The organism is Sulfoacidibacillus thermotolerans, from assembly GCF_003144315.1.
Taxonomy (GTDB): Bacteria; Bacillota; Bacilli; order Alicyclobacillales; family SLC66; genus Sulfoacidibacillus; species Sulfoacidibacillus thermotolerans.
Genome location: NZ_MPDK01000003.1, coordinates 92,748 through 111,282 on the forward strand (window position 1 = coordinate 92,748; position 18,535 = coordinate 111,282).

Genomic DNA, 18,535 nt, shown 5'->3' on the forward strand with positions numbered 1-18,535 from the left:
TGCGAACGGGAGGGCTTATCATGCGCTTTAAAGCGAGGCGGTCGCCCTCAATTTGGAGACGTTATACGATTTTTAGCCTGTTGTTTTTATTTTTCTCACTTGCCACCTTGCTTTGGAGTATCGAATTGCTTGATCGTAGCTTGCGTCCACCTTTTATGGCGATGGCGACTGGAATTGCCAGGCAAATGGCAACGCAAGCGATTAACGATGCGCTTACGCAGAGAATCGCTGAAGATGAACAGTATGCGAAACTCATCATCGTGGAAAAAGACCGATTCGGCCGTGTTACAAGTGCTCACTTTAACTTTGCTGAAGTGGCTCACATTGAAAGTGTGACGACTTTACGTGTGCAGCATGTTCTGACGCGACTTGAGGAGCGAACGATCTATGTTCCAGCTTTGCAAGCGATGGGCAGTGCCATTTTGGCGACACTTGGTCCCTCAATTCCGCTGCGTATCGAACCACTTGGCTCTGCGCAAAGCGAAGTTTTACCTGTTGTTGAAACGGCTGGAATCAATCAAACGGTGCATATTTTGTATTTACACATTACAGCTCAGGTGAGTGTAGTCGTGCCGTTTATTACGACGCCTGTTCGTGTAGAGACAAAAATTCCAATTGCTTATGTAGTGTTTATTGGAACTGTACCGCAGACGACGATTGCAGGGACGGGTGCACCGCAATTTCCGTTGCCATCGATCATTTCAGGGAAAAGTGAGGAGAAGTAAGAAGCATGAGGATGTTAGGATTTTTAGGTCCCAGCGGGACGTATACTGAGCAAGCCGCCCATTTTTTTGCAGATAAACTAGGAGTTGAGAGATCGCGGATTCACCCTTTTTCTTCAATTTCACGGGTTTTTGATGCAGTGGAGAACAATGAGGTGCAGTACGCAGCTGTTCCAATTGAAAATTCCTTAGAAGGATCGGTGCTTGTGACACTCGATCGATTGGCTGCGTATCCCCTGCGCATATTCGCAGAGGTCGCATTGCCGATTCGGCACACAATATTTGGATTGCCGGGTACAGATCCTCACGCTGTGCGACAAGTATTGTCGCACCCACAAGCTCTTGCCCAATGTCGGCAAACGCTAATGGAACTGTTTCCAAATGCTGAACATGTAGATGTTGAGAGTACAGCTGCGGCGATTTTACATGTAGCAAAAGAACGCGATCATACGCTCGTGTGTGTTGGCAGCTTAAATGCAGGACGTGCACAAGCGCTTGAAGTGTTACGGGTAGATGCGCAAGATATCTCAGATAACGTGACGCGATTCGTGCTACTTGGGCGGAGGGAACACGCTCCTTACTTTGTACAAGAGCAAAAAGCAGACACAACGAAAACATCTTTACTACTCCAATTAGGTGATGATCATCCTGGCGCTTTGTACGCAGTATTAAAAGTGTTTGCACAGCGTCAATTAAACTTGTCGCGCTTAGAGTCACGTCCAACGAAGAGAGGACTAGGCAGCTACCAGTTTTATATTGATGTATTGGGAAACTCGAATGATCAAGAAGTTGTGCAAGCAATGGAAGAAATCTCTGCAATCGCGGGATTTTCTGTGCGTGATCTAGGAACCTATCCGTGTTTTTCAGTTTCTTCGCAAGAAATTTGACAGATTTAGTCGAAAACCCTATAATGACGTCACAACTTATTTTAAACTGAAAAGAACTGCAAGGAGCGTTTTACCATGTGCCTTATCCCCCCCACGCACGATGGAAGCGGACTCTGCAGTTCTTTTTAGCGTGTATTTTCCATCATACATATAGATTTGTAAGATTTTTATAGAAAATGCCCATATTTGTCGACTCCCCTGTCATTTTGCCTATGTCTGCATATATTGCTACAGATATCTGACCTAGGAGGTCGAAATGGGTGAAACTGTACACGGTACAAAAAGGCGATACTATGTGGAAAATTGCTCAACGCTTTGGAATTTCCACACTTGCTTTGATTAATGCCAATCCACAAGTTTTTGATCCAAACTTGCTTCGTATCGGCGATCAACTCTATCTTCCATTGCCGCTTGATCCAAGTGATGGTCCTTACATTGCATCGGATTTTGGTGGCTATGAAGTTCCTATGCCCACATGGCCCTATGTTGTAAAAAAGGGCGACACGATGTGGAAAATTGCTCAACAGGTTGGTCTTCCTGTGCAGTATCTTATCATTGCGAATCCGCAGATTGCTTATCCAGACCAAATTATCCCAGGTCAAATTGTGAATATTCCTGGTCGTGCGCCCGATCAATTTGATATGCAACCTCCAGGTCAGATGCCAACGCCAGCACCGCATGCAGCACCGCATGCAGCACCGCCAGGTCAGATGCCAACACCAGCACCGCATGCAGCACCGCCAGGTCAGATGCCAACGCCAACACCGCATGCAGTGCCCCTCGCTCCACATTCTGCACCGATGAAGCCAGCAGTACCATTAGAACCGAACCAACCTCCTGCTGGAGCATCGAATGTAAAATCTTTAAAGCCGTCGCCTCAGGGGTTTAGTGAGTCAAAAGCAGATCGCGAGTACTCATCAAAACAGGCGAAAATGCAAAATGACGGAGTAAAACCACCGAAAATGAAAGTGACACCGCCTGCTGTAGCGAAGCTCTTTGTTGAAGAAGCAGGCGAAGTTATAGAAGAAAAATCATTTTATGAGAATCGACCACTTGAAGACATGATCATTTGTGAAGATCCGAGTTTGCCATCTAATCTGATGATCGTCGGCAAAGGTCCAGAAATTCCTGTAACCAAGGAGACAATTGCGATGTCGCCGTTTGCTCCACTGAGTATTTATCAAGAGTTGCAAGTGAAAAAGGACGTAAAATTGCGGGAGAGTTCATCACTTTGGGAAATGGAATCTTCCTGGTTTCGTGAATCTGCATCACATTAAATAGAACAGAGATCGTTCTGATGTGTTAAAGGTGCGCCGTCTTTCACGTCGGCGCGCTTAGTCGTCAGGGAGTGAAATAAATGGAAACCTGGATGACGGGGACTGCGGTGCAAGATATTGAGCGCGCTTATGGGGTAAAAATATGGGCAACGATACCGCTGCGAAGTGTAGTTGCAGTTGTGACAGATCGTGGACGGTTTATGTGTAAACGCTATGGGGCGAAACAGGGATTGTCGTTTGAACGTATCAAAGCGATAATTCATGTCAAAGACCAATTGGCACAGTACGGATTATGTAAAACGTATTTACGGACAATCGATGATCGCGGATTCTGCGAATTGGACGGAGACTTGCTGACCCTTGAACCCTGGCTGTCCGGGGAACATGCAGATTTCTCCATTCGCGCGGATCGTCTCTCTGCGATCCAAGCAGTCGCTCGGTTGCACCATGCACAAATCACAGTACCCAAACCACTCGTTGTCACGCAATCGATCGTCCAGAAATTTTCCTTGCGCTTACGCCGTGCCGTTGATGTCGTTCACTCCGGTGGATTAGTAGGAATGTCAGAGAAAGAGTGGGAACGCTATCGGCACCGCGCGGAACAAATATTGCGCGACCTACCGCATCAAGAGTTGCAATGGTTAACGGAGAAAAATCGGGACGCAGGTGTGCTGTGCCATCGTGATCTGGCTCCACATAATATTTTAGTGCAACCAGGAGCACCAGCTGTCTTAATTGATTTTGACTTGGCAGGACCTGATTCACCACTCTATGATTTACACCAAATTTTTGATCATATGGTGTATCGTACCGGAACACAAAGTTGGTTGGACGAGACACTGGCGAGTTATTTGCAGATTCACCCACTTACTTTACGGGAGCAACACTTATTGCGGAGATTACTGGAATTCCCAACTCCTTTATTGCGGGAAGTGGGGGATTTACAAGATGCGCGTTCTGCACATGCAAAAAAGCGAGCGGCACTGCGTATTCGCTATGTAAACCACTTGATGCAGGAGCGGTTACAAGGGTACACATGATATACTACGCATGATGACGATGCCGCAGGCAAGAAGTCTGCGGCATGTTTTAGGGGGATAACGAGTGAAATCCATTCGCGTCGCTTTGGGACAAGTTCGGCCCAAGCTGGGAGATGTGCACACAAATTTAGCAAAACTGCTCGAGTTTGTTGATCGCGCCGCACGTGAAGGCGCAAATCTAATTGTTTTTCCTGAGTTAGCGTTAACGGGATATTTGTTGCGCGATTTGACGTATGAAGTGGCGCGTAAAGTGACAGATGATGAAATTGTGGCGTTGATTGCTGCAAGTGTCAAGATTGACATTTTGTTTAGCTTCGTGGAAGAGACAGATGCCCATCATTTTTATACGAGTTCACTCTATGCTTCTGATGGACGGGTTGTACACATTCACCGCAAAGTCTACTTACCCACGTATGGGCTGTTTGAAGAAGGGAGGCATTATGCGCGCGGAAAAAGCATTGCTGCTTTTGATTGTACACATCATCGTGCGGGGATCGCGATTTGTGAAGATGCTTGGCATCCGTCTGTCCCGTATTTACTCTCTGTCGCAGGGATTGACGTGTTGTACATTCCGTCGTCAGGACCCGGACGAGCACTTGGTAGTGGTTCTGATTCCGGATCGCAGCTGTTTTGGGAACGCTTGATTCGCACTTATGCACAACTTTTTACTTGCTTTGTGGTTTTTGTAAACCGCGTCGGATTTGAAGATGGCCTTTATTTCTTTGGACATTCTGCAGTTGTGGGTCCTGATGGGGAATTGGTTGGGAAGATTGATACACACGAGGAAGACTTACAGGTTTTTACGCTCGATTTATCGCTGCTTCGCAAAGAACGCTATCGCTTGCCGCTTTTGCGAGATGAGGATGCCCATTTGACGTATCGCATGCTTGGCAACATGTTGGAGGAACAGCGATGATGCAAATAGAACAACTTGTCAACAAAGTAAATCGTGCACTGGCGGATCAAGTGGCTGGAACGATTCCCATTCTCGTTGCATTTTTGCGCCAAGAAGTAGAGAAGGCGGGATTTGATCATGTCGTATTTGGATTGTCTGGTGGAATTGACTCTGCAGTTGTGGCTTATCTAGCTGTCGCAGCATTTGGTCGCGATCGTGTGCATCCTTTACTCATGCCTTATAAAACGAGTAGTAAAGCGAGTGTTGCAGACGCCAAGAAAGTCTTGGATGAACTGGGTCTGCCACTAGTGCAGTTTGACATTACACCGCAAATCGATGCGTATTTCGCATTTCAAGAGGATGCTTCAGCTTTACGCAGAGGCAATAAGATGGCGCGTGAAAGAATGTCTATCATTTATGACCAATCTGCACTGTTACATGCTTTGCCGCTTGGGACAAGCAATAAAACGGAGTTGCTGTTGGGATATGGGACGCAATTTGGTGATCTTGCTTCTGCTCTCAACCCAATTGGCGATTTGTATAAGACACAGATACGCCATCTCGCGAAACTGCTTGCGGTACCTACAGCCATTATTGAAAAACCGCCTTCTGCAGATTTGTGGCAAGATCAAACGGATGAAGGAGAGTTTGGTTTTACGTATGAAGAAGCGGACGCCATTTTACACTTGTTGATCGATCAGCGGCTCGCTGCGGCGGAAGTAGTGGCGCTTGGTTTTGAAGGGCGCATGGTCGAAAACATCACATGGCGGATTCGCCAAAATCAATATAAAAGACGCATGCCGATCATTGCAAAACTGTCGAGCCGAACGGTTGGAGTTGACTTTCGTTACTCACGAGATTGGGGCATGTAAGCGGAGGAGTCTATGGCTGGTCATTCGAAGTGGAAAAATATCGCACATCGCAAAGGGAAGCAAGATGCATCGAAGGGACAGTTATTTACGAAATTATGCCGGGATATTTATACCGCGGCAAGGCGTGGAGGGGCAAATCCAGAGACGAACTATCATCTAAAGATGGCACTTGAAAAGGCACGAGCCGCTAGTGTGCCAAACGATACGATTGCGCGCACGATCGGTAAAGCGACAGGAACACTAGAGGGCATTCGCTATGAGGATCTGCTTTATGAAGGGTATGGTCCGGGCGGGGTGGCAATCATGGTGGAACTCTCTACGAGTAATCGCAACCGCACGGCTGCAGAAATGCGCCACTTATTTTCAAAGTATGGTGGATCACTCGGGGAAACGGGCTGTGTTGCATGGATGTTTAAGCGTATGGGCGTGCTTTCTGTCCCGGTGGGGCAAGTCGCTATGTCGGAAGAAGATTTTACGTTGGCGATGTTGGATGCAGGGATTGATGATTTTGAAAGAGAAGATGATCAGTATATCCTCTCTGTAAATTTGGATCAGCTTGCTTCTGTGGAAGCCGCTTTGCAACGGCTGAAGGTTCACTCTGAAAGTGCACAGATCGCTTATATTCCAACAACTTGGGTAGATCTTCAAGGTGATGAGGCGGAGCGTGTTGTGACGTTGATTGGCATTTTGGAAGAGCATGAAGATGTGCAAAGTGTTTTTAGCAATGCGCGTTTGCCTGATGAGATGGATGAGGAGTAGGGCCTTTGAGAGAGGAATGAAGCGATGCGGATTTTAGGAATCGACCCAGGATTTGGGCGAACCGGGTATGGCGTGATTGAAGCAGGACAATCACTGCGAGCGATCGAATACGGTTGTATTGAAACCGTGCCAAATACGCCAAATGGATCGCGGTTTCGCGACATTTACGAGGCAGTGACTGATGTCATTGAGCGATATCGACCAGATGCGACAGCGATTGAACAACTGTTTTTTAATCGCAATGTCACGACAGCTTTTACGGCTGCGGAAGCGCGCGGCGTGGTCGTTCTTGCAGCAGAGTTGGCAAGTGTGCCGCAATTTTCATATACGCCGATGCAAGTAAAGATGGCTGTTGTAGGCTATGGTCGGGCAGAGAAACGACAAGTGCAAGAGATGGTGCGCGTGTTACTTCATTTGCCTAGTATTCCAAAGCCGGATGATGCCGCTGACGCTTTGGCGATAGCAATTGCGCATGCCCACAGTTACCGCATCGCCGCACGTGTCGATGGCCGCGCACGATACACGCGCAAGGGGGGACAGCAATGATCGCCTTACTAGATGGAGTTGTGGATGCCCTGGAGGAAGACGCTGTCATTTTGCTTGTTTTTGGGGTCGGGTATCGCGTGTATATGCCCGGATCAATGTTATCGGAAATGGAACTTGGGGCAACGACTAGGCTGTATATACATCAACATGTGCGTGAAGATGCAATCTTACTTTACGGCTTCACAACGGATCAAGCGCGTAAGTTGTTTTTGCGTTTACAAAGTGCAAGTGGGATCGGTCCTAAAGTTGCGCTTGCGATTTTGCACCATTTAACTCCTGGGCAAATAGCGACGGCGCTGCACAATGGAGATGTTGGGCAGTTGACGACAGTTCCTGGTGTTGGAGCGAAAACAGCGCAGCGCTTAATCTTAGAGTTAAAGGATCGCGTGGCTGATCTTCTCCCCGATGTGTATGCGACAGAAGAACCTGTCACTGAATTTAGAAACACAAGAAAAAATCAGCGTGATGCTTTTGCCCAAGTGCGTGAGGCGTTGTTAGGACTAGGATTCACGGATCGAGAAATCTCAGGTATTTTACAGGACATCGGCGATGAAATTGCAGAGAAGAGTGTCACGGAAGGGGTCAAACACGCGTTGCGTGCTCTTGCGCGGTGACGGAACCCCAAACGGAAAAGAGGGAAACATTCGTGCATGAACGCATAGTCGATGCTGTGCAAATTTTTGAAGATGGGAAAGACGATACGCTGCGTCCGCGTTATCTGCGAGAATATATCGGACAACAAGGCATAAAGGATAATCTGCGGATTTATATTGATGCAGCAAAATTGCGACAAGAATCGCTAGATCACGTATTGCTGTACGGTCCTCCTGGGCTTGGGAAAACTTCGCTTGCACATATTATCGCAAATGAACTTGCCGTCAATATTCGTGTGACTTCAGGTCCAGCGATTGAACGTGCAGGAGATCTTGCGGCACTCGTCACGAATTTGGAGGAAGGCGATGTCTTATTTATTGATGAAATTCACCGTTTGCCACGCAGTGTAGAAGAAGTTTTGTATCCAGCGATGGAGGACTTTGCGGTTGATATCATGCTTGGCAAAGGGCCTAGTGCACGTTCGTTGCGACTTGAACTGCCTCCTTTTACTCTGATTGGTGCTACGACGCGGGCAGGGCTCTTATCTGCACCTCTGCGTGATCGTTTTGGTGTCGTCTGCCATTTGAATTATTTTCCGGTTAGCGATTTACAAAGGATTGTGTTGCGTGCGGCCGCTATCCTTGGCGTAGCTCTTAATGAACAAGGGGCAGAAGAAATTGCACGGCGTTCTCGCGGTACACCGCGTATTGCAAATCGCTTATTGCGCAGAGTGCGCGACTTTGCACAGATCATGGGAGATGGCTACATTGATTACGATTTAGCGATCAAGGCACTTGCGCGTATGAATGTCGATGCGTATGGGCTTGATGAACTCGATCACCGGCTGCTGTTAGGGATTATTGAGAAATTTGGTGGTGGCCCAGTTGGGCTCGATACGCTTTCTGCGACAGTTGGGGAGGATGCGGGGACGATCGAAGACGTGTATGAGCCTTATCTCTTGCAGATGGGTTTACTTAAGCGCACTCCGCGTGGGCGAGAGGCTACACAGAGGGCGTATGCGCACTTTGGAATGCTCTATCCAGGAATCCAAACTACGTGAGCAAGACGGACATAAGCGCGAAGTCTACGGCGAATTAAGGTAGAAAGGTGGCGCAGCCGGTGGTTCGTCTCTCTTTGCGACGAAAGCAAGTCGCTGTGCCAGAAACGCTTAACGAACTTGTTGCGCTTGCATTAGATGGACAAAAGGATGCGCGTGAACAACTTTTGCAACATTGTTTACCTTTTGTTGAGCGCGTTGCGTCAGCGACGTGCGGACGGGGGATTGCGCGCACGGATGAAGAATTTCAGATTGCGTTACTCGCGTTAAACGAAGCGATTGACGCGTATGTGACGAGGCGAGGGGCTTTTTTGCACTTTGCTGAAACAGTGATACGTCGCCGCCTGATCGATTCATTTCGCGCCAATTCGCGCAAGCGCGAACTTCCCTTTACAGCATTTGACGAAACAGACGAAGACGGAAATATACAAAATACCATTGAAGTTGCATCTGCACTGTCTGCTTATCAGCGGGAGATGGAAGTGGCCAGACGAGCAGAGGAAATCACAAGATATACGGAAGAGTTGAAGCAGTATGGCATCGATTTTTTCGATCTCATTCATGCGAGTCCAAAGCATGTGGACGCAAGGGAACATGCTCTTTTTGCAGCGAGACAAGTCGTGTGTGACGAAGACCTGCGCGCGCGCTTTGTAAAGACGAAAGCTTTACCTCTAAAACAACTTGCACCACGAGTTGCTGTGAGTCGAAAGACGCTTGAGCGGCAACGGGATTATATCGTGGCTGTCGTCGTTTTGTTGCTAGGGGATTATGAGCTGTTGCAGTCATTTGTGACGGGGGGGAATCCGCGATGAGGCGAAGCGGGATTGTCATAGGGTTTCCTGACGAGCGAACAGCTGTTATCCTTACACAGGAATTCACGTTTGTGCGCGTACTGCGTGAAGAGCATATGAAAATTGGCCAAGAGATTGCGCAAGGTGATCTTGTTGTGCCACAAGCCAGCATTTTGCGGCGTCCATTTCTCTCGCGCTGGCTAAATCGGCGAAGCGTGGCAGGGATCGTTGTTGCTTCCATGGTCACAGTAACGATGCTTGTATTTTCGCAGTGGGATCTAGCGAAGGCAGCCCCATACATTTATCTATCGCTCGATGTGAATCCGAGTGTCGTGTTTACAGTGGATCGCAGCGACCGCATTCTTGCTGTAAAACCACTTGACGCAGCGGGGCGTAAGGTTCTTTACCATGTACAAATGACGGGTGACTTATTGTCGAGTGCACTGTGTGATTATATGCATTCTATGGTTCAGTTTGGCTATGTCAAGCGGCAAACAAATATAGTGATGGTTGTTGCACCTGGACAGACGGCTGCACAAGCGAAACTGTCTACTACGATGCAGAGTTTGCGTCAAGTGATTATCAAAGCGCTGGGGAAAGGGGAAGTTACCTTCACTTCCTTTGTTGTAACGAAAACCTTCTTTTCTAGTGCGCTGCAAGATCAGGTATCTCCAGGTAGACTGGCATTATATGTAGAGGCTAAGCGAAGTGGTGATTTTGTGTCTTGGCAGGATCTTTTAAATGGGCATATGGCACGGGCGGTGGGCGGAACAGTGAAACTGCATCAATTGCTTCACATCGCTGAACGTGATCCGACTCTGCCGCATGCTCTTTTAGAAGTTACAAAGCTTCAGAGCAAGCGAGGTGTACATGAGAACAATGGGCGAGCAAACGGGAAAGAAAACGCGCCAGCACCACTTTTGCCCCCTGATTTGCCGCCGTTACCCAATCAACTGTTGGCATTCATACAGCAGCCGATGCATGCACTAGTTCCCTCGCGAAAATGGTCAATATCTATACAAAAAAGGCGCTTGCCGTCATTCCCGCCCTCCACATCGATTCATTCTTCCAGTCTCCCAGAAACGGCTCATGTGAGGAGCGCGCGGGCGCCCTTCTCCGTGTTGCAAGGGGCTTCACCGATTGGCAGAGCGATTTTGCATAATGCCCCGATTCAGATCCGCTGAGTGTACGTGCATGTTTGTCGCATAAAATTGCTGTGACGCATTTTGCACTTTGCAGGGCTTGTGTTATAGTGCGAAGTGTTAGAGGCGGTGAAATGAATCTGTGAATACGCATGAGTACAAATATAACCTTCCAGAAGAATTGATTGCACAAAGTCCTGAGCCACATCGGAGTTCTTCCCGACTACTTGTCCTTGATCGGAAATCGGATGAATTGAAACACGCGCATTTCTACGATTTGCCAAAGTTCTTACGTTCCGGGGATCTACTGATTGCCAATGACTCTCGAGTAATCCCGGCACGTTTATTTGGGCGAAAAAGAGATACCGGAGCTATGATTGAACTGCTCTTGTTACGTCCATACGCAGTTGCTGGTCAGTGGGAAGTGTTGTTGCGCCCAGCAAAACGTCTGGCAATGGGTCAGCAAGTTGTTTTTGGGGATGGACAACTGACGGCAACACTTATCGCGCATTTGCCTGGGGACACACGTCTTGTCGAGTTTTCAGCAAGTGGCACTGTTTTTGACGCGTTGTTAGATACACTTGGACAGATGCCATTACCCCCTTATATTAAATCTAAGTTAGAGGATCCCAACCGGTATCAGACTGTATATGCGAGGGAGAAAGGATCGGTTGCTGCACCTACAGCGGGACTGCACTTTACACCGCAATTGATTCAAGAATTAGAAGAAAACGGAATACAAATGCATTTCATTACACTTCATGTGGGGCTAGGCACATTTCGGCCCGTTCAAGCCGATCGAATTGAAGATCACCACATGCATGAAGAATGGTATCGTGTGCCAGCAACAGTTGTGGATGCGATACAAGCCGCTAAGCGATCGGGGCGGCGCGTGCTTTGTGTAGGGACAACGACAGTACGGGCACTGGAATCTGCTTGGCGGATACGTCAACAGCAGACACCCAGTACAGAGATCAGTGGATGGACCAACATTTTTATCTATCCAGGGTTTCAATTTCAGGTGACCGATGCATTAATTACTAATTTCCACCTTCCTGAATCTACTTTGCTTATGCTTGTTTCTGCACTTGTCGGACGCGAACGTTTACTTGCCGCTTATGAAGTTGCGGTTCAGCAGAAGTATCGCTTTTACAGCTTTGGCGATGCAATGTTGATTTTGTAAGGAGAAAGGATCTTATTGAGATGTCTGCACTGTCGTTTGAGTTATTAAAGACCTCAAGTGATTCTCTCGCTCGCCGCGGGAGGATACGCACGTTGCACGCGACGATTGAAACTCCAGTGTTTATGCCAGTGGGTACGCAAGCTACAGTTAAGACACTAAGTCCTGAAGAACTAATGGACATTGGGGCGCACATCATCTTATCAAATACGTACCATTTGCATTTGCGTCCAGGGGAAGACGTCATTCAGGGTGCAGGCGGATTACACAAGTTTATGAATTGGCCCCGGGCCATTCTAACAGACAGTGGGGGCTTTCAGGTTTTTAGCTTGTCAACCCTGCGTAAAATTTCAGAAGAAGGTGTAGAATTTCGATCACATATTTCCGGAGAAAAACGATTTTTAAGTCCGGAGCGATCGATTCAAGTGCAAAATGCCTTGGGAGCCGATATTATTATGGCGTTTGATGAATGTCCTCCTTATCCGGCCGACCGAGAATATGTCCTTGCTTCCCTGTTGCGTACGACGCGGTGGGCAAAGCGTTCGCTTGTGGCGCATGAGCGAAGCGAAGAGCAGGCGCTTTTTGGGATTGTCCAAGGAGGTATGGAAATTGATTTGCGCAGACAGGCGGCAGAGGAATTGGTCGAACTTGATTTTCCCGGATATGCAATAGGAGGATTGAGTGTCGGTGAACCTAAACCACTGATGAATGAAGTGCTAGAGCATACCACCCCATTTTTACCACAGAACAAACCGAGGTATCTCATGGGCGTAGGAGCGCCTGATGACCTTTTTGAAGGAGTGATGCGCGGTGTCGATATGTTCGATTGTGTATTGCCCACACGCATCGCGCGCAACGGCACGGTCTTTACTGCTTCTGGGAAACTAGTTGTGCGAAACGCTGCAAATGCGAAAGATTATGCGCCACTAGATGAAAAGTGCGACTGTTACGTATGCAAAAATTATTCTCGGGCCTATATTAGACATTTGCTAAAAGCAGAAGAGACTTTTGGCATTCGTTTGACGTCGTATCACAATGTGTATTTTCTGGTTAAACTGATGGAAAAAATACGCGCATCGATTGAAAACGGGACTTTTCTTGCCTTGCGCAAACAATTTTATGACGCCTACGGGTATAATAGAGACGCAATGTGCTAAATAGCACAATGAAGGAGGCTGTCCAATGTCAGGAACTGCTGTAATGCAATATTTACCACTTATTTTGATCCTTGTCGTGTTTTATTTTTTGCTTATCCGCCCGCAACAAAAGCGTCAGCGTGAGCGAAATGCCCTACTCCAGTCGTTGCAATCGGGCGATCAAGTTGTGACAATTGGTGGACTGCACGGGACAATCACTGCAATTGATGGCAATATCGTTAGGTTGCGAATTGCAAACGACTTAGAAGTGACTTTTGAGCGCAAGGCGATTGATTCGGTTCGGAGAGATGTATAATGGCGATGGTGAAAACGCCCGAGCAAATCGATCGCATGAGAGAAGCAGGAGCAATCTTAGCGGCATGTCATGAAGCACTTGCTTCCGTGATTCAACCGGGCATTACAACCTCTGAGATCGATCAGTTTGTCGAACAGTTTTTAGAAGAGCGCGGGGCGACACCTGAGCAAAAAGGTTATCAAGGCTACCCTTACGCGACATGCGCATCAGTTAACGATGTAATATGTCATGGATTTCCATCTGCGTATGAACTGAAGAGTGGCGATATCGTAAAAATTGACATGGTAGTGAATCGGAATGGTTGGCTGGCAGATTCTGCTTGGTGTTACGCTGTAGGTGAGATTTCCGATGAAGCGCAGCGGTTGCTCGATGTCACCAAAAAAGCGCTATTTCTTGGCATTGAACAGGCGATTCCGGGTCATCATTTAGGAGATATCGGACATGCCATTCAATCCTATGCAGAACGCGAGGGTTTTTCTGTGGTTCGTGATTTTGCTGGTCATGGGATCGGACGCAAAATCCATGAACAGCCCATTATCCCGCATTATGGACGCCCCGGAACGGGGATGATCTTACGTGAGGGCATGTGCTTAACCATTGAACCGATGTTGAATCTGGGTACATATAAGGCGAAAATTGATTCTGATGGATGGACGGCTCGCACATTGGATGGGAAGCTGTCTGCGCAGTATGAGCACACCATTGCGATCACAAAAGAGGGACCCATTATTTTGACTGCGTAAGTGGGAAGTTATCATTGAAAAGATTTTGGCGAGCGACCTCAGCACAGGTATGAGAGGTCGCCGCATGTGCTTAACGCTTTAAATTGACACCGATCATCCCGCCAAAAGCTCCGATCAGTGCGAGCAGGGCAATGCGTACGAGAGTCTGCATCTGAAAGGCAGCACTCATATCAACTAGGCTGCCTACGATAGCTAGCATCACGCTAAAGAGCAGCGCCGTGATGCCGCCAAAATACCAACCTTTTGTGGCAGCATTGCGGGCGGCGATGATGGCACCGAGCAGTGCGGAGATGGCGTTGATTGTGTAGGCTGCATAAGGGAGTGTGGTTTCTGAAAAATTTGACCATGTATAGATACCTGCCATGACAAGTGTGCACATGAGCGAAGTCACGAAGGCAACAATGACGCCTAAAATGACTGGAGATCCACGAAAATCCGTCCGTAAATCAGACCACATTTTCCCGTTCAAGTTCTAGCCCCCCAAAGGAGAATCGATTCTCTATGTTTATATGAGGGGCATGTCTACAATATGTTCATTTGGTGTGACGCGCACATGAAAAATAGGCATTCCGAGCTTGCGGAATTTTTGTTCATATTCAGTCTGGATATATTTTCCCTTCTCCGCTTCTCCAAATGGCGCCAGATCTGACACATTTCGGTCAATTTCCTGAATAATCCACCCATCTTTACGGAAAGATTGCAAAGACCACTCAAAAAATTCTGCGTTATCCGTTTTAAACTCAAGTGCTCCGTTGTCACGCAAGAGTTTTCGATAAATGGCTAAGTGGCGAACGTGTGTTAAACGTTTCAAGTCATTGCGACGGCGCGGCCATGGATCAGAAAAATTGAGATAGATGATGTCTATGCTGTTTTGTGGGAAAACATTGAGTGCATCGTTGATATCCATATGAATGAAACGGATGTTTTGGATTTCTTTAGAAACTGCGAGTGAGGCAGCGCGGGCTATAATTTCAATAAATTTTTCCACACCAAGGCAAAGTGTATCAGGGTGTGATCGTGCCAATTGTGTAAGAAAAGCTCCGCGGCCACAGCCAATTTCAAGTGCTGTAAAGCGGTATGATGCCAATAGTTGTGCGGGTAAGACTCCAGTGGATTTGTCATACAGCACGGATGCGCTTTTTTGTAGTAAATCTGGAACTTTATGCTTGCCGCGTATTCTCAACGGGGATCCTCCTCATACTAGGGATGGTCATTCAATGGGGGTAGTGGTCATGATGATGTGGACATTATTTATTCGCACCTTATTTACGTATGTTTTTGTATTTGCCGCTTTGCGAATTATGGGCAAGCGGGAGATTGGCAAGTTATCTGTCTTTGATCTAGTCGTTTCCATCATGATTGCCGAGATTTCCGCATTAGCGTTACAAGACTTGAAAATTCCGGTGTGGCATGGCGCTTTTATCATCGGACTGCTGGTCCTGATGCAGATCGGCGTATCCATACTCACTTTGCACAGCCGTCGTTTGCATGATCTCGTCGAGGGGAAACCTACGGTGTTGATCGCCAATGGCGAAGTCAATGACAGTGAGATGAAGCGTACTCGCTACAGCATGTCTGATCTGTTGATGCAACTGCGCGAAAAAGATATTACAAGTATCGCTGATGTAGAATTCGCCATTTTGGAGACGACAGGGAAATTATCTGTCTTTCCAAAGGCCGGGCAGCGCCCAATCACAGCGGATGATCTAGGCATGGTGGTTAAACCGACAGTAATGCCAACCTCGCTCATTGTAGGGGGTGAAATCATCTTTGACAAGTTGGCTGCGATCGGGAAATCGCCCCAATGGTTAAAAGAGCAGTTGACTGCGTTAGGCTACTCATCAGAGAAAGAAGTGTTTTATGCTTGGTGGGATGGGACGACATTGAAGGTTGATCGCTTGGATAATAAAAGTAAAGTACAAAAACAAGATCCTCCCTTATAATCAAAGGAAGTTCGGAAAAAAGTGTCTTCGCTACCGGTAGCGAAGACACTACAATATCTTTTGGGTTGATGCTCTTAGATCATTTAGAAAAAGGAATATATTTGATGAAATGGGCCAATCGTTTTCCGATCCAAGGGATTCGTGTAAAGGCGTGAGATGTAAGTGTTCCAGACATGACGAGTAGTAACAGGTAAACCATGAGTCCACTGCTGATGGCAGTTGTCAATGCAGTAGAAAGAGGAACTGCTGAGAGGTTGATCCATAGAAGGTGTGTAAACAAACCCATCGCGGCTGTGGCTGCAAGAATTTTTGCAGTATCTAACGCATCTACATAAAAGCCGATGATGCGGTGTACGGAGTTGATATGCAAAAGTGTCGTAAGTGTCACGGAAGCGGCGACTGCAATTGCGACACCCGAGATTCCGATTGCTGGTTTACTAGCTAGAAAATAGATGATAAGCAGCTTGATCGCTGCGCCGATCAAGGAGTTGCGCATGGCAATCCCAGCTTTGTTGATTCCTTGTAAGATTCCGGACAATGGCCCTTGGAGATAAAGTAAAAAGCCTGTAGGTGCCATGATTGCGAGTAATGGTGCAACGTGTGGATGGTGAAAGATTGCGTCGCAAAGTGGCGTCGCATATTGCAGTAGAATCAGTGAAGTGGGAAACCCGACTAACGCTGTAACGCGAAATGATTGATAGAGTCTGCGTTCAACAAGTTTTTCTTGGCCTGCTGCAATTGCCTCCGAGATCGAAGGTACGAGTTGAACAGCCAATGAATACGTAAAGACGGTGGGGAAGACAAGCAAGGGAATCGCCATTCCACTATATTCTCCGTACATTCTTGTTGCGAGCGTGGTCGTGATTCCAGCCATCAAAAGTGAACGCGTAACGAGAATGGGTTCAACAGCAAAAGCGATTGACCCAATAAAACGACTAAAGGTGACGGGCAAAGCAATTTCAAACATCGCGCGCAAGGTGCGTGTAAAGGGTTCTGGTTCCCCTGTGTATGGAGGGAGTGGTAAATTGGAAATGCGGATTTTGCGGCGATAGATGAGATACATGTACAAGCAACCAGCGAGTTCACCGAGAATCATACCGCCGGACACACTCGCTGCGGCATATTCCATCCCTTTCCCTTTCGCTAGCGAGAGAAAAGCGATGATCCACACAGCGACAATGCGTACGAGAGTTTCGATAATTGCCGCGACAGAAGGGGTACTCATGATTTGTAATCCTTGAAAATAGCCTCGTAGCACGGAGGCAGCTGCAATGATGAGAATGATAGGTGTCAATGTAATGAAAGGAAAGTAAGCACGCGGATCTGTAAATAAGTAGCGCGCAAAAAAATGGCCAAATAGAATCATGCCAACTGTCAAAACGATCGCGAGTGTGAGTGTTATGCTAAGTGCGGTGACAAGAATGCGGCGAATTCGTTCGCGATTTCCTGTGACGACTGATTCTGCGACTAATTTTGAAACGGAAACCCCCATGCCAAATGTTACGATCGTTAAAATAAGTGTCAAAAGAGGAAATACCATTTGAAATAAGCCAATGCCTTCTGCACCGATGAGTCTTGTAAGTGCTATGCGATAGATAAATCCGAGAATACGGGTGATCAGACTTGCTCCGATAAGGACGGAAGTTCCCGCGATAAATGATTGGCGCTGCATGTCTAGCTCCACCTTCTTTCAAGATGCAATGGCAAAGTGCAACCTATGCCGTTCGGAGAGTTGGCTGTCAGGGAGACATGCCTGTCACTTGAACGTATGCGGAAATGCACAAGGTTAGTCCAAATCTCTTGCGCGATCTGTTCCAAGATGCGACAATTATTTCTAGAGGGGGGAGCAGCACGTGGTTCCATCGTCCAATCAAGAACAGGCACAGAAGAAAACAACGAAGATATTTGGCGTTGAGCGAAAAAACCCCACTCCTGCATTTGAAGAGAGCGAACCCTTGGCAAAAGAGGGAGAGGCGGTTGATTCCTCAGCAACACAGTTCTCTACAGTCAATCACGAACTTACAGAGGCACAGGTGTTTTTTGAAAAACGTCGAATCGTCTTTAAGGGACGGCGTAAAGATGAACCGTTTCCCGTACAAAGTGAACAAATTAGCAAATCAGAAGTTGACATTGCATCCGATCAAAACAAGGATTCTAACGAGGACGCGCAAAAGGAAGAATGTTCCCCCTCGCCGATTCAAGAGTCGCTCATGCGCAAGGAACACCCAATCTATGCTGAAGTTTTACGTCTTCAAGAACAGACAAAAAAGCAGATCATTGAAGTTGACAAAGAAGAAGATGCACATGATGATTTTCATCCATATGATCAAAAACCGAGCCAAGATTTGCAGTTTTTACTTGAAAATAAGGTAGAGGAGTTTCATTGGCTAGGGTATCAAGAAGTGACGGTTGACGATCTGTGGGATTATTTTCGTTTTTTAGGGAAAAAACGCCCAAAATCATTGCACGAACTTGTGAATGCTGTGATGTGCTTACAGCCGCAAGCGTTTATGAATTATTCTCTGAAACGAGCATATCGCTCCACTACATTGGAAGATATAGATTTAGAAGGCTTACTCTAAGTTGACGAATAAGTGAACAAATCGATATACTGTTGGCAGTCATGACTATAGGA

The 18,535-nt window shown here is 47.1% G+C and carries 21 protein-coding genes; 18 read left to right on the forward strand and 3 right to left on the reverse strand.

The annotated features are described in order from the left end of the window. Nucleotides 1-20: 20 nt before the first annotated feature. The 16 genes from yunB (at nucleotide 21) to map (ending at nucleotide 13,957) form a co-directional block, all read left to right on the forward strand. Nucleotides 21-725, forward strand: coding sequence for a sporulation protein YunB (gene yunB, locus BM613_RS03065; protein WP_109429703.1), 705 nt, complete (start codon nucleotides 21-23; stop codon nucleotides 723-725). A 5-nt stretch (nucleotides 726-730) separates the two neighbouring features. Further along, nucleotides 731-1,609 carry a prephenate dehydratase gene (gene pheA, locus BM613_RS03070; RefSeq protein WP_109429704.1) on the forward strand — a complete coding sequence of 293 codons (879 nt, stop codon included), beginning with the start codon at nucleotides 731-733 and terminating at the stop codon, nucleotides 1,607-1,609. A 260-nt stretch (nucleotides 1,610-1,869) separates the two neighbouring features. After that, nucleotides 1,870-2,886: a LysM peptidoglycan-binding domain-containing protein gene (locus BM613_RS03075; RefSeq protein WP_109429705.1), complete on the forward strand. Its 1,017-nt coding sequence runs from the start codon at nucleotides 1,870-1,872 to the stop codon at nucleotides 2,884-2,886. 80 nt (nucleotides 2,887-2,966) lie between these two features. After that, nucleotides 2,967-3,926, forward strand: a complete 960-nt coding sequence (locus tag BM613_RS03080; RefSeq protein ID WP_109429706.1) for a phosphotransferase — start codon at nucleotides 2,967-2,969, stop codon at nucleotides 3,924-3,926. 64 nt (nucleotides 3,927-3,990) lie between these two features. Further along, a complete protein-coding gene (locus BM613_RS03085) occupies nucleotides 3,991-4,842 on the forward strand; it encodes a nitrilase-related carbon-nitrogen hydrolase (protein ID WP_109429707.1) in 852 nt (283 codons plus the stop codon). Further along, nucleotides 4,839-5,693 carry an NAD+ synthase gene (locus BM613_RS03090; protein ID WP_245926219.1) on the forward strand — a complete coding sequence of 285 codons (855 nt, stop codon included), beginning with the start codon at nucleotides 4,839-4,841 and terminating at the stop codon, nucleotides 5,691-5,693. Before BM613_RS03085 ends, BM613_RS03090 begins: the two co-directional genes overlap by 4 nt. Before the next feature lie 12 nt (nucleotides 5,694-5,705). Next, nucleotides 5,706-6,452: a YebC/PmpR family DNA-binding transcriptional regulator gene (locus BM613_RS03095; protein ID WP_109429708.1), complete on the forward strand. Its 747-nt coding sequence runs from the start codon at nucleotides 5,706-5,708 to the stop codon at nucleotides 6,450-6,452. 24 nt (nucleotides 6,453-6,476) lie between these two features. Continuing rightward, on the forward strand, nucleotides 6,477-6,998 hold the full coding sequence (gene ruvC / locus BM613_RS03100) for a crossover junction endodeoxyribonuclease RuvC (protein WP_109429709.1): 522 nt from the start codon (nucleotides 6,477-6,479) through the stop codon (nucleotides 6,996-6,998). Beyond that, nucleotides 6,995-7,612, forward strand: a complete 618-nt coding sequence (gene ruvA, locus BM613_RS03105; RefSeq protein WP_109429710.1) for a Holliday junction branch migration protein RuvA — start codon at nucleotides 6,995-6,997, stop codon at nucleotides 7,610-7,612. Before ruvC ends, ruvA begins: the two co-directional genes overlap by 4 nt. 32 nt (nucleotides 7,613-7,644) lie before the next feature. Further along, complete coding sequence (gene ruvB / locus BM613_RS03110) at nucleotides 7,645-8,652, forward strand: Holliday junction branch migration DNA helicase RuvB (RefSeq protein ID WP_109429711.1); 1,008 nt, start codon at nucleotides 7,645-7,647, stop codon at nucleotides 8,650-8,652. 47 nt (nucleotides 8,653-8,699) lie between these two features. Next, nucleotides 8,700-9,461, forward strand: a complete 762-nt coding sequence (gene sigI / locus BM613_RS03115; protein WP_109429712.1) for an RNA polymerase sigma-I factor — start codon at nucleotides 8,700-8,702, stop codon at nucleotides 9,459-9,461. After that, nucleotides 9,458-10,624 carry an anti-sigma-I factor RsgI family protein gene (locus tag BM613_RS03120; protein WP_109429713.1) on the forward strand — a complete coding sequence of 389 codons (1,167 nt, stop codon included), beginning with the start codon at nucleotides 9,458-9,460 and terminating at the stop codon, nucleotides 10,622-10,624. Before sigI ends, BM613_RS03120 begins: the two co-directional genes overlap by 4 nt. 100 nt (nucleotides 10,625-10,724) lie before the next feature. Continuing rightward, the gene (queA, locus tag BM613_RS03125) at nucleotides 10,725-11,765 is read left to right on the forward strand and encodes a tRNA preQ1(34) S-adenosylmethionine ribosyltransferase-isomerase QueA (RefSeq protein ID WP_109429714.1); all 1,041 of its coding nucleotides are present in this window, start codon (nucleotides 10,725-10,727) and stop codon (nucleotides 11,763-11,765) included. A 20-nt stretch (nucleotides 11,766-11,785) separates the two neighbouring features. Next, nucleotides 11,786-12,919 carry a tRNA guanosine(34) transglycosylase Tgt gene (gene tgt / locus BM613_RS03130; protein ID WP_109429715.1) on the forward strand — a complete coding sequence of 378 codons (1,134 nt, stop codon included), beginning with the start codon at nucleotides 11,786-11,788 and terminating at the stop codon, nucleotides 12,917-12,919. 25 nt (nucleotides 12,920-12,944) lie between these two features. Further along, the gene (gene yajC, locus BM613_RS03135) at nucleotides 12,945-13,214 is read left to right on the forward strand and encodes a preprotein translocase subunit YajC (RefSeq protein ID WP_109429716.1); all 270 of its coding nucleotides are present in this window, start codon (nucleotides 12,945-12,947) and stop codon (nucleotides 13,212-13,214) included. Continuing rightward, a complete protein-coding gene (gene map, locus BM613_RS03140; protein WP_109429717.1) occupies nucleotides 13,214-13,957 on the forward strand; it encodes a type I methionyl aminopeptidase in 744 nt (247 codons plus the stop codon). Before yajC ends, map begins: the two co-directional genes overlap by 1 nt. Before the next feature lie 70 nt (nucleotides 13,958-14,027). Here the strand turns inward: map and BM613_RS03145 are convergent, their stop codons facing one another. Then, on the reverse strand, nucleotides 14,028-14,426 hold the full coding sequence (locus BM613_RS03145) for a TIGR04086 family membrane protein (protein ID WP_109429718.1): 399 nt from the start codon (nucleotides 14,424-14,426) through the stop codon (nucleotides 14,028-14,030). Between the two features lie 36 nt (nucleotides 14,427-14,462). Continuing rightward, complete coding sequence (trmB, locus tag BM613_RS03150) at nucleotides 14,463-15,140, reverse strand: tRNA (guanosine(46)-N7)-methyltransferase TrmB (RefSeq protein ID WP_109429719.1); 678 nt, start codon at nucleotides 15,138-15,140, stop codon at nucleotides 14,463-14,465. Nucleotides 15,141-15,189: 49 nt separating this feature from the next. Here trmB and BM613_RS03155 point away from each other — a divergent pair, with 49 nt between their 5' ends. Further along, nucleotides 15,190-15,900 (forward strand): DUF421 domain-containing protein, encoded by a 711-nt coding sequence (locus tag BM613_RS03155; RefSeq protein WP_109429720.1) that lies wholly within the window; start codon nucleotides 15,190-15,192, stop codon nucleotides 15,898-15,900. Nucleotides 15,901-15,979: 79 nt separating this feature from the next. Here the strand turns inward: BM613_RS03155 and spoVB are convergent, their stop codons facing one another. Next, entirely contained in the window at nucleotides 15,980-17,572 is a 1,593-nt protein-coding gene (spoVB, locus tag BM613_RS03160) for a stage V sporulation protein B (protein WP_109429721.1), read from the reverse strand. A gap of 181 nt (nucleotides 17,573-17,753) precedes the next feature. Here spoVB and BM613_RS03165 point away from each other — a divergent pair, with 181 nt between their 5' ends. After that, entirely contained in the window at nucleotides 17,754-18,482 is a 729-nt protein-coding gene (locus BM613_RS03165) for a post-transcriptional regulator (RefSeq protein ID WP_109429722.1), read from the forward strand. Nucleotides 18,483-18,535: the final 53 nt, after the last annotated feature.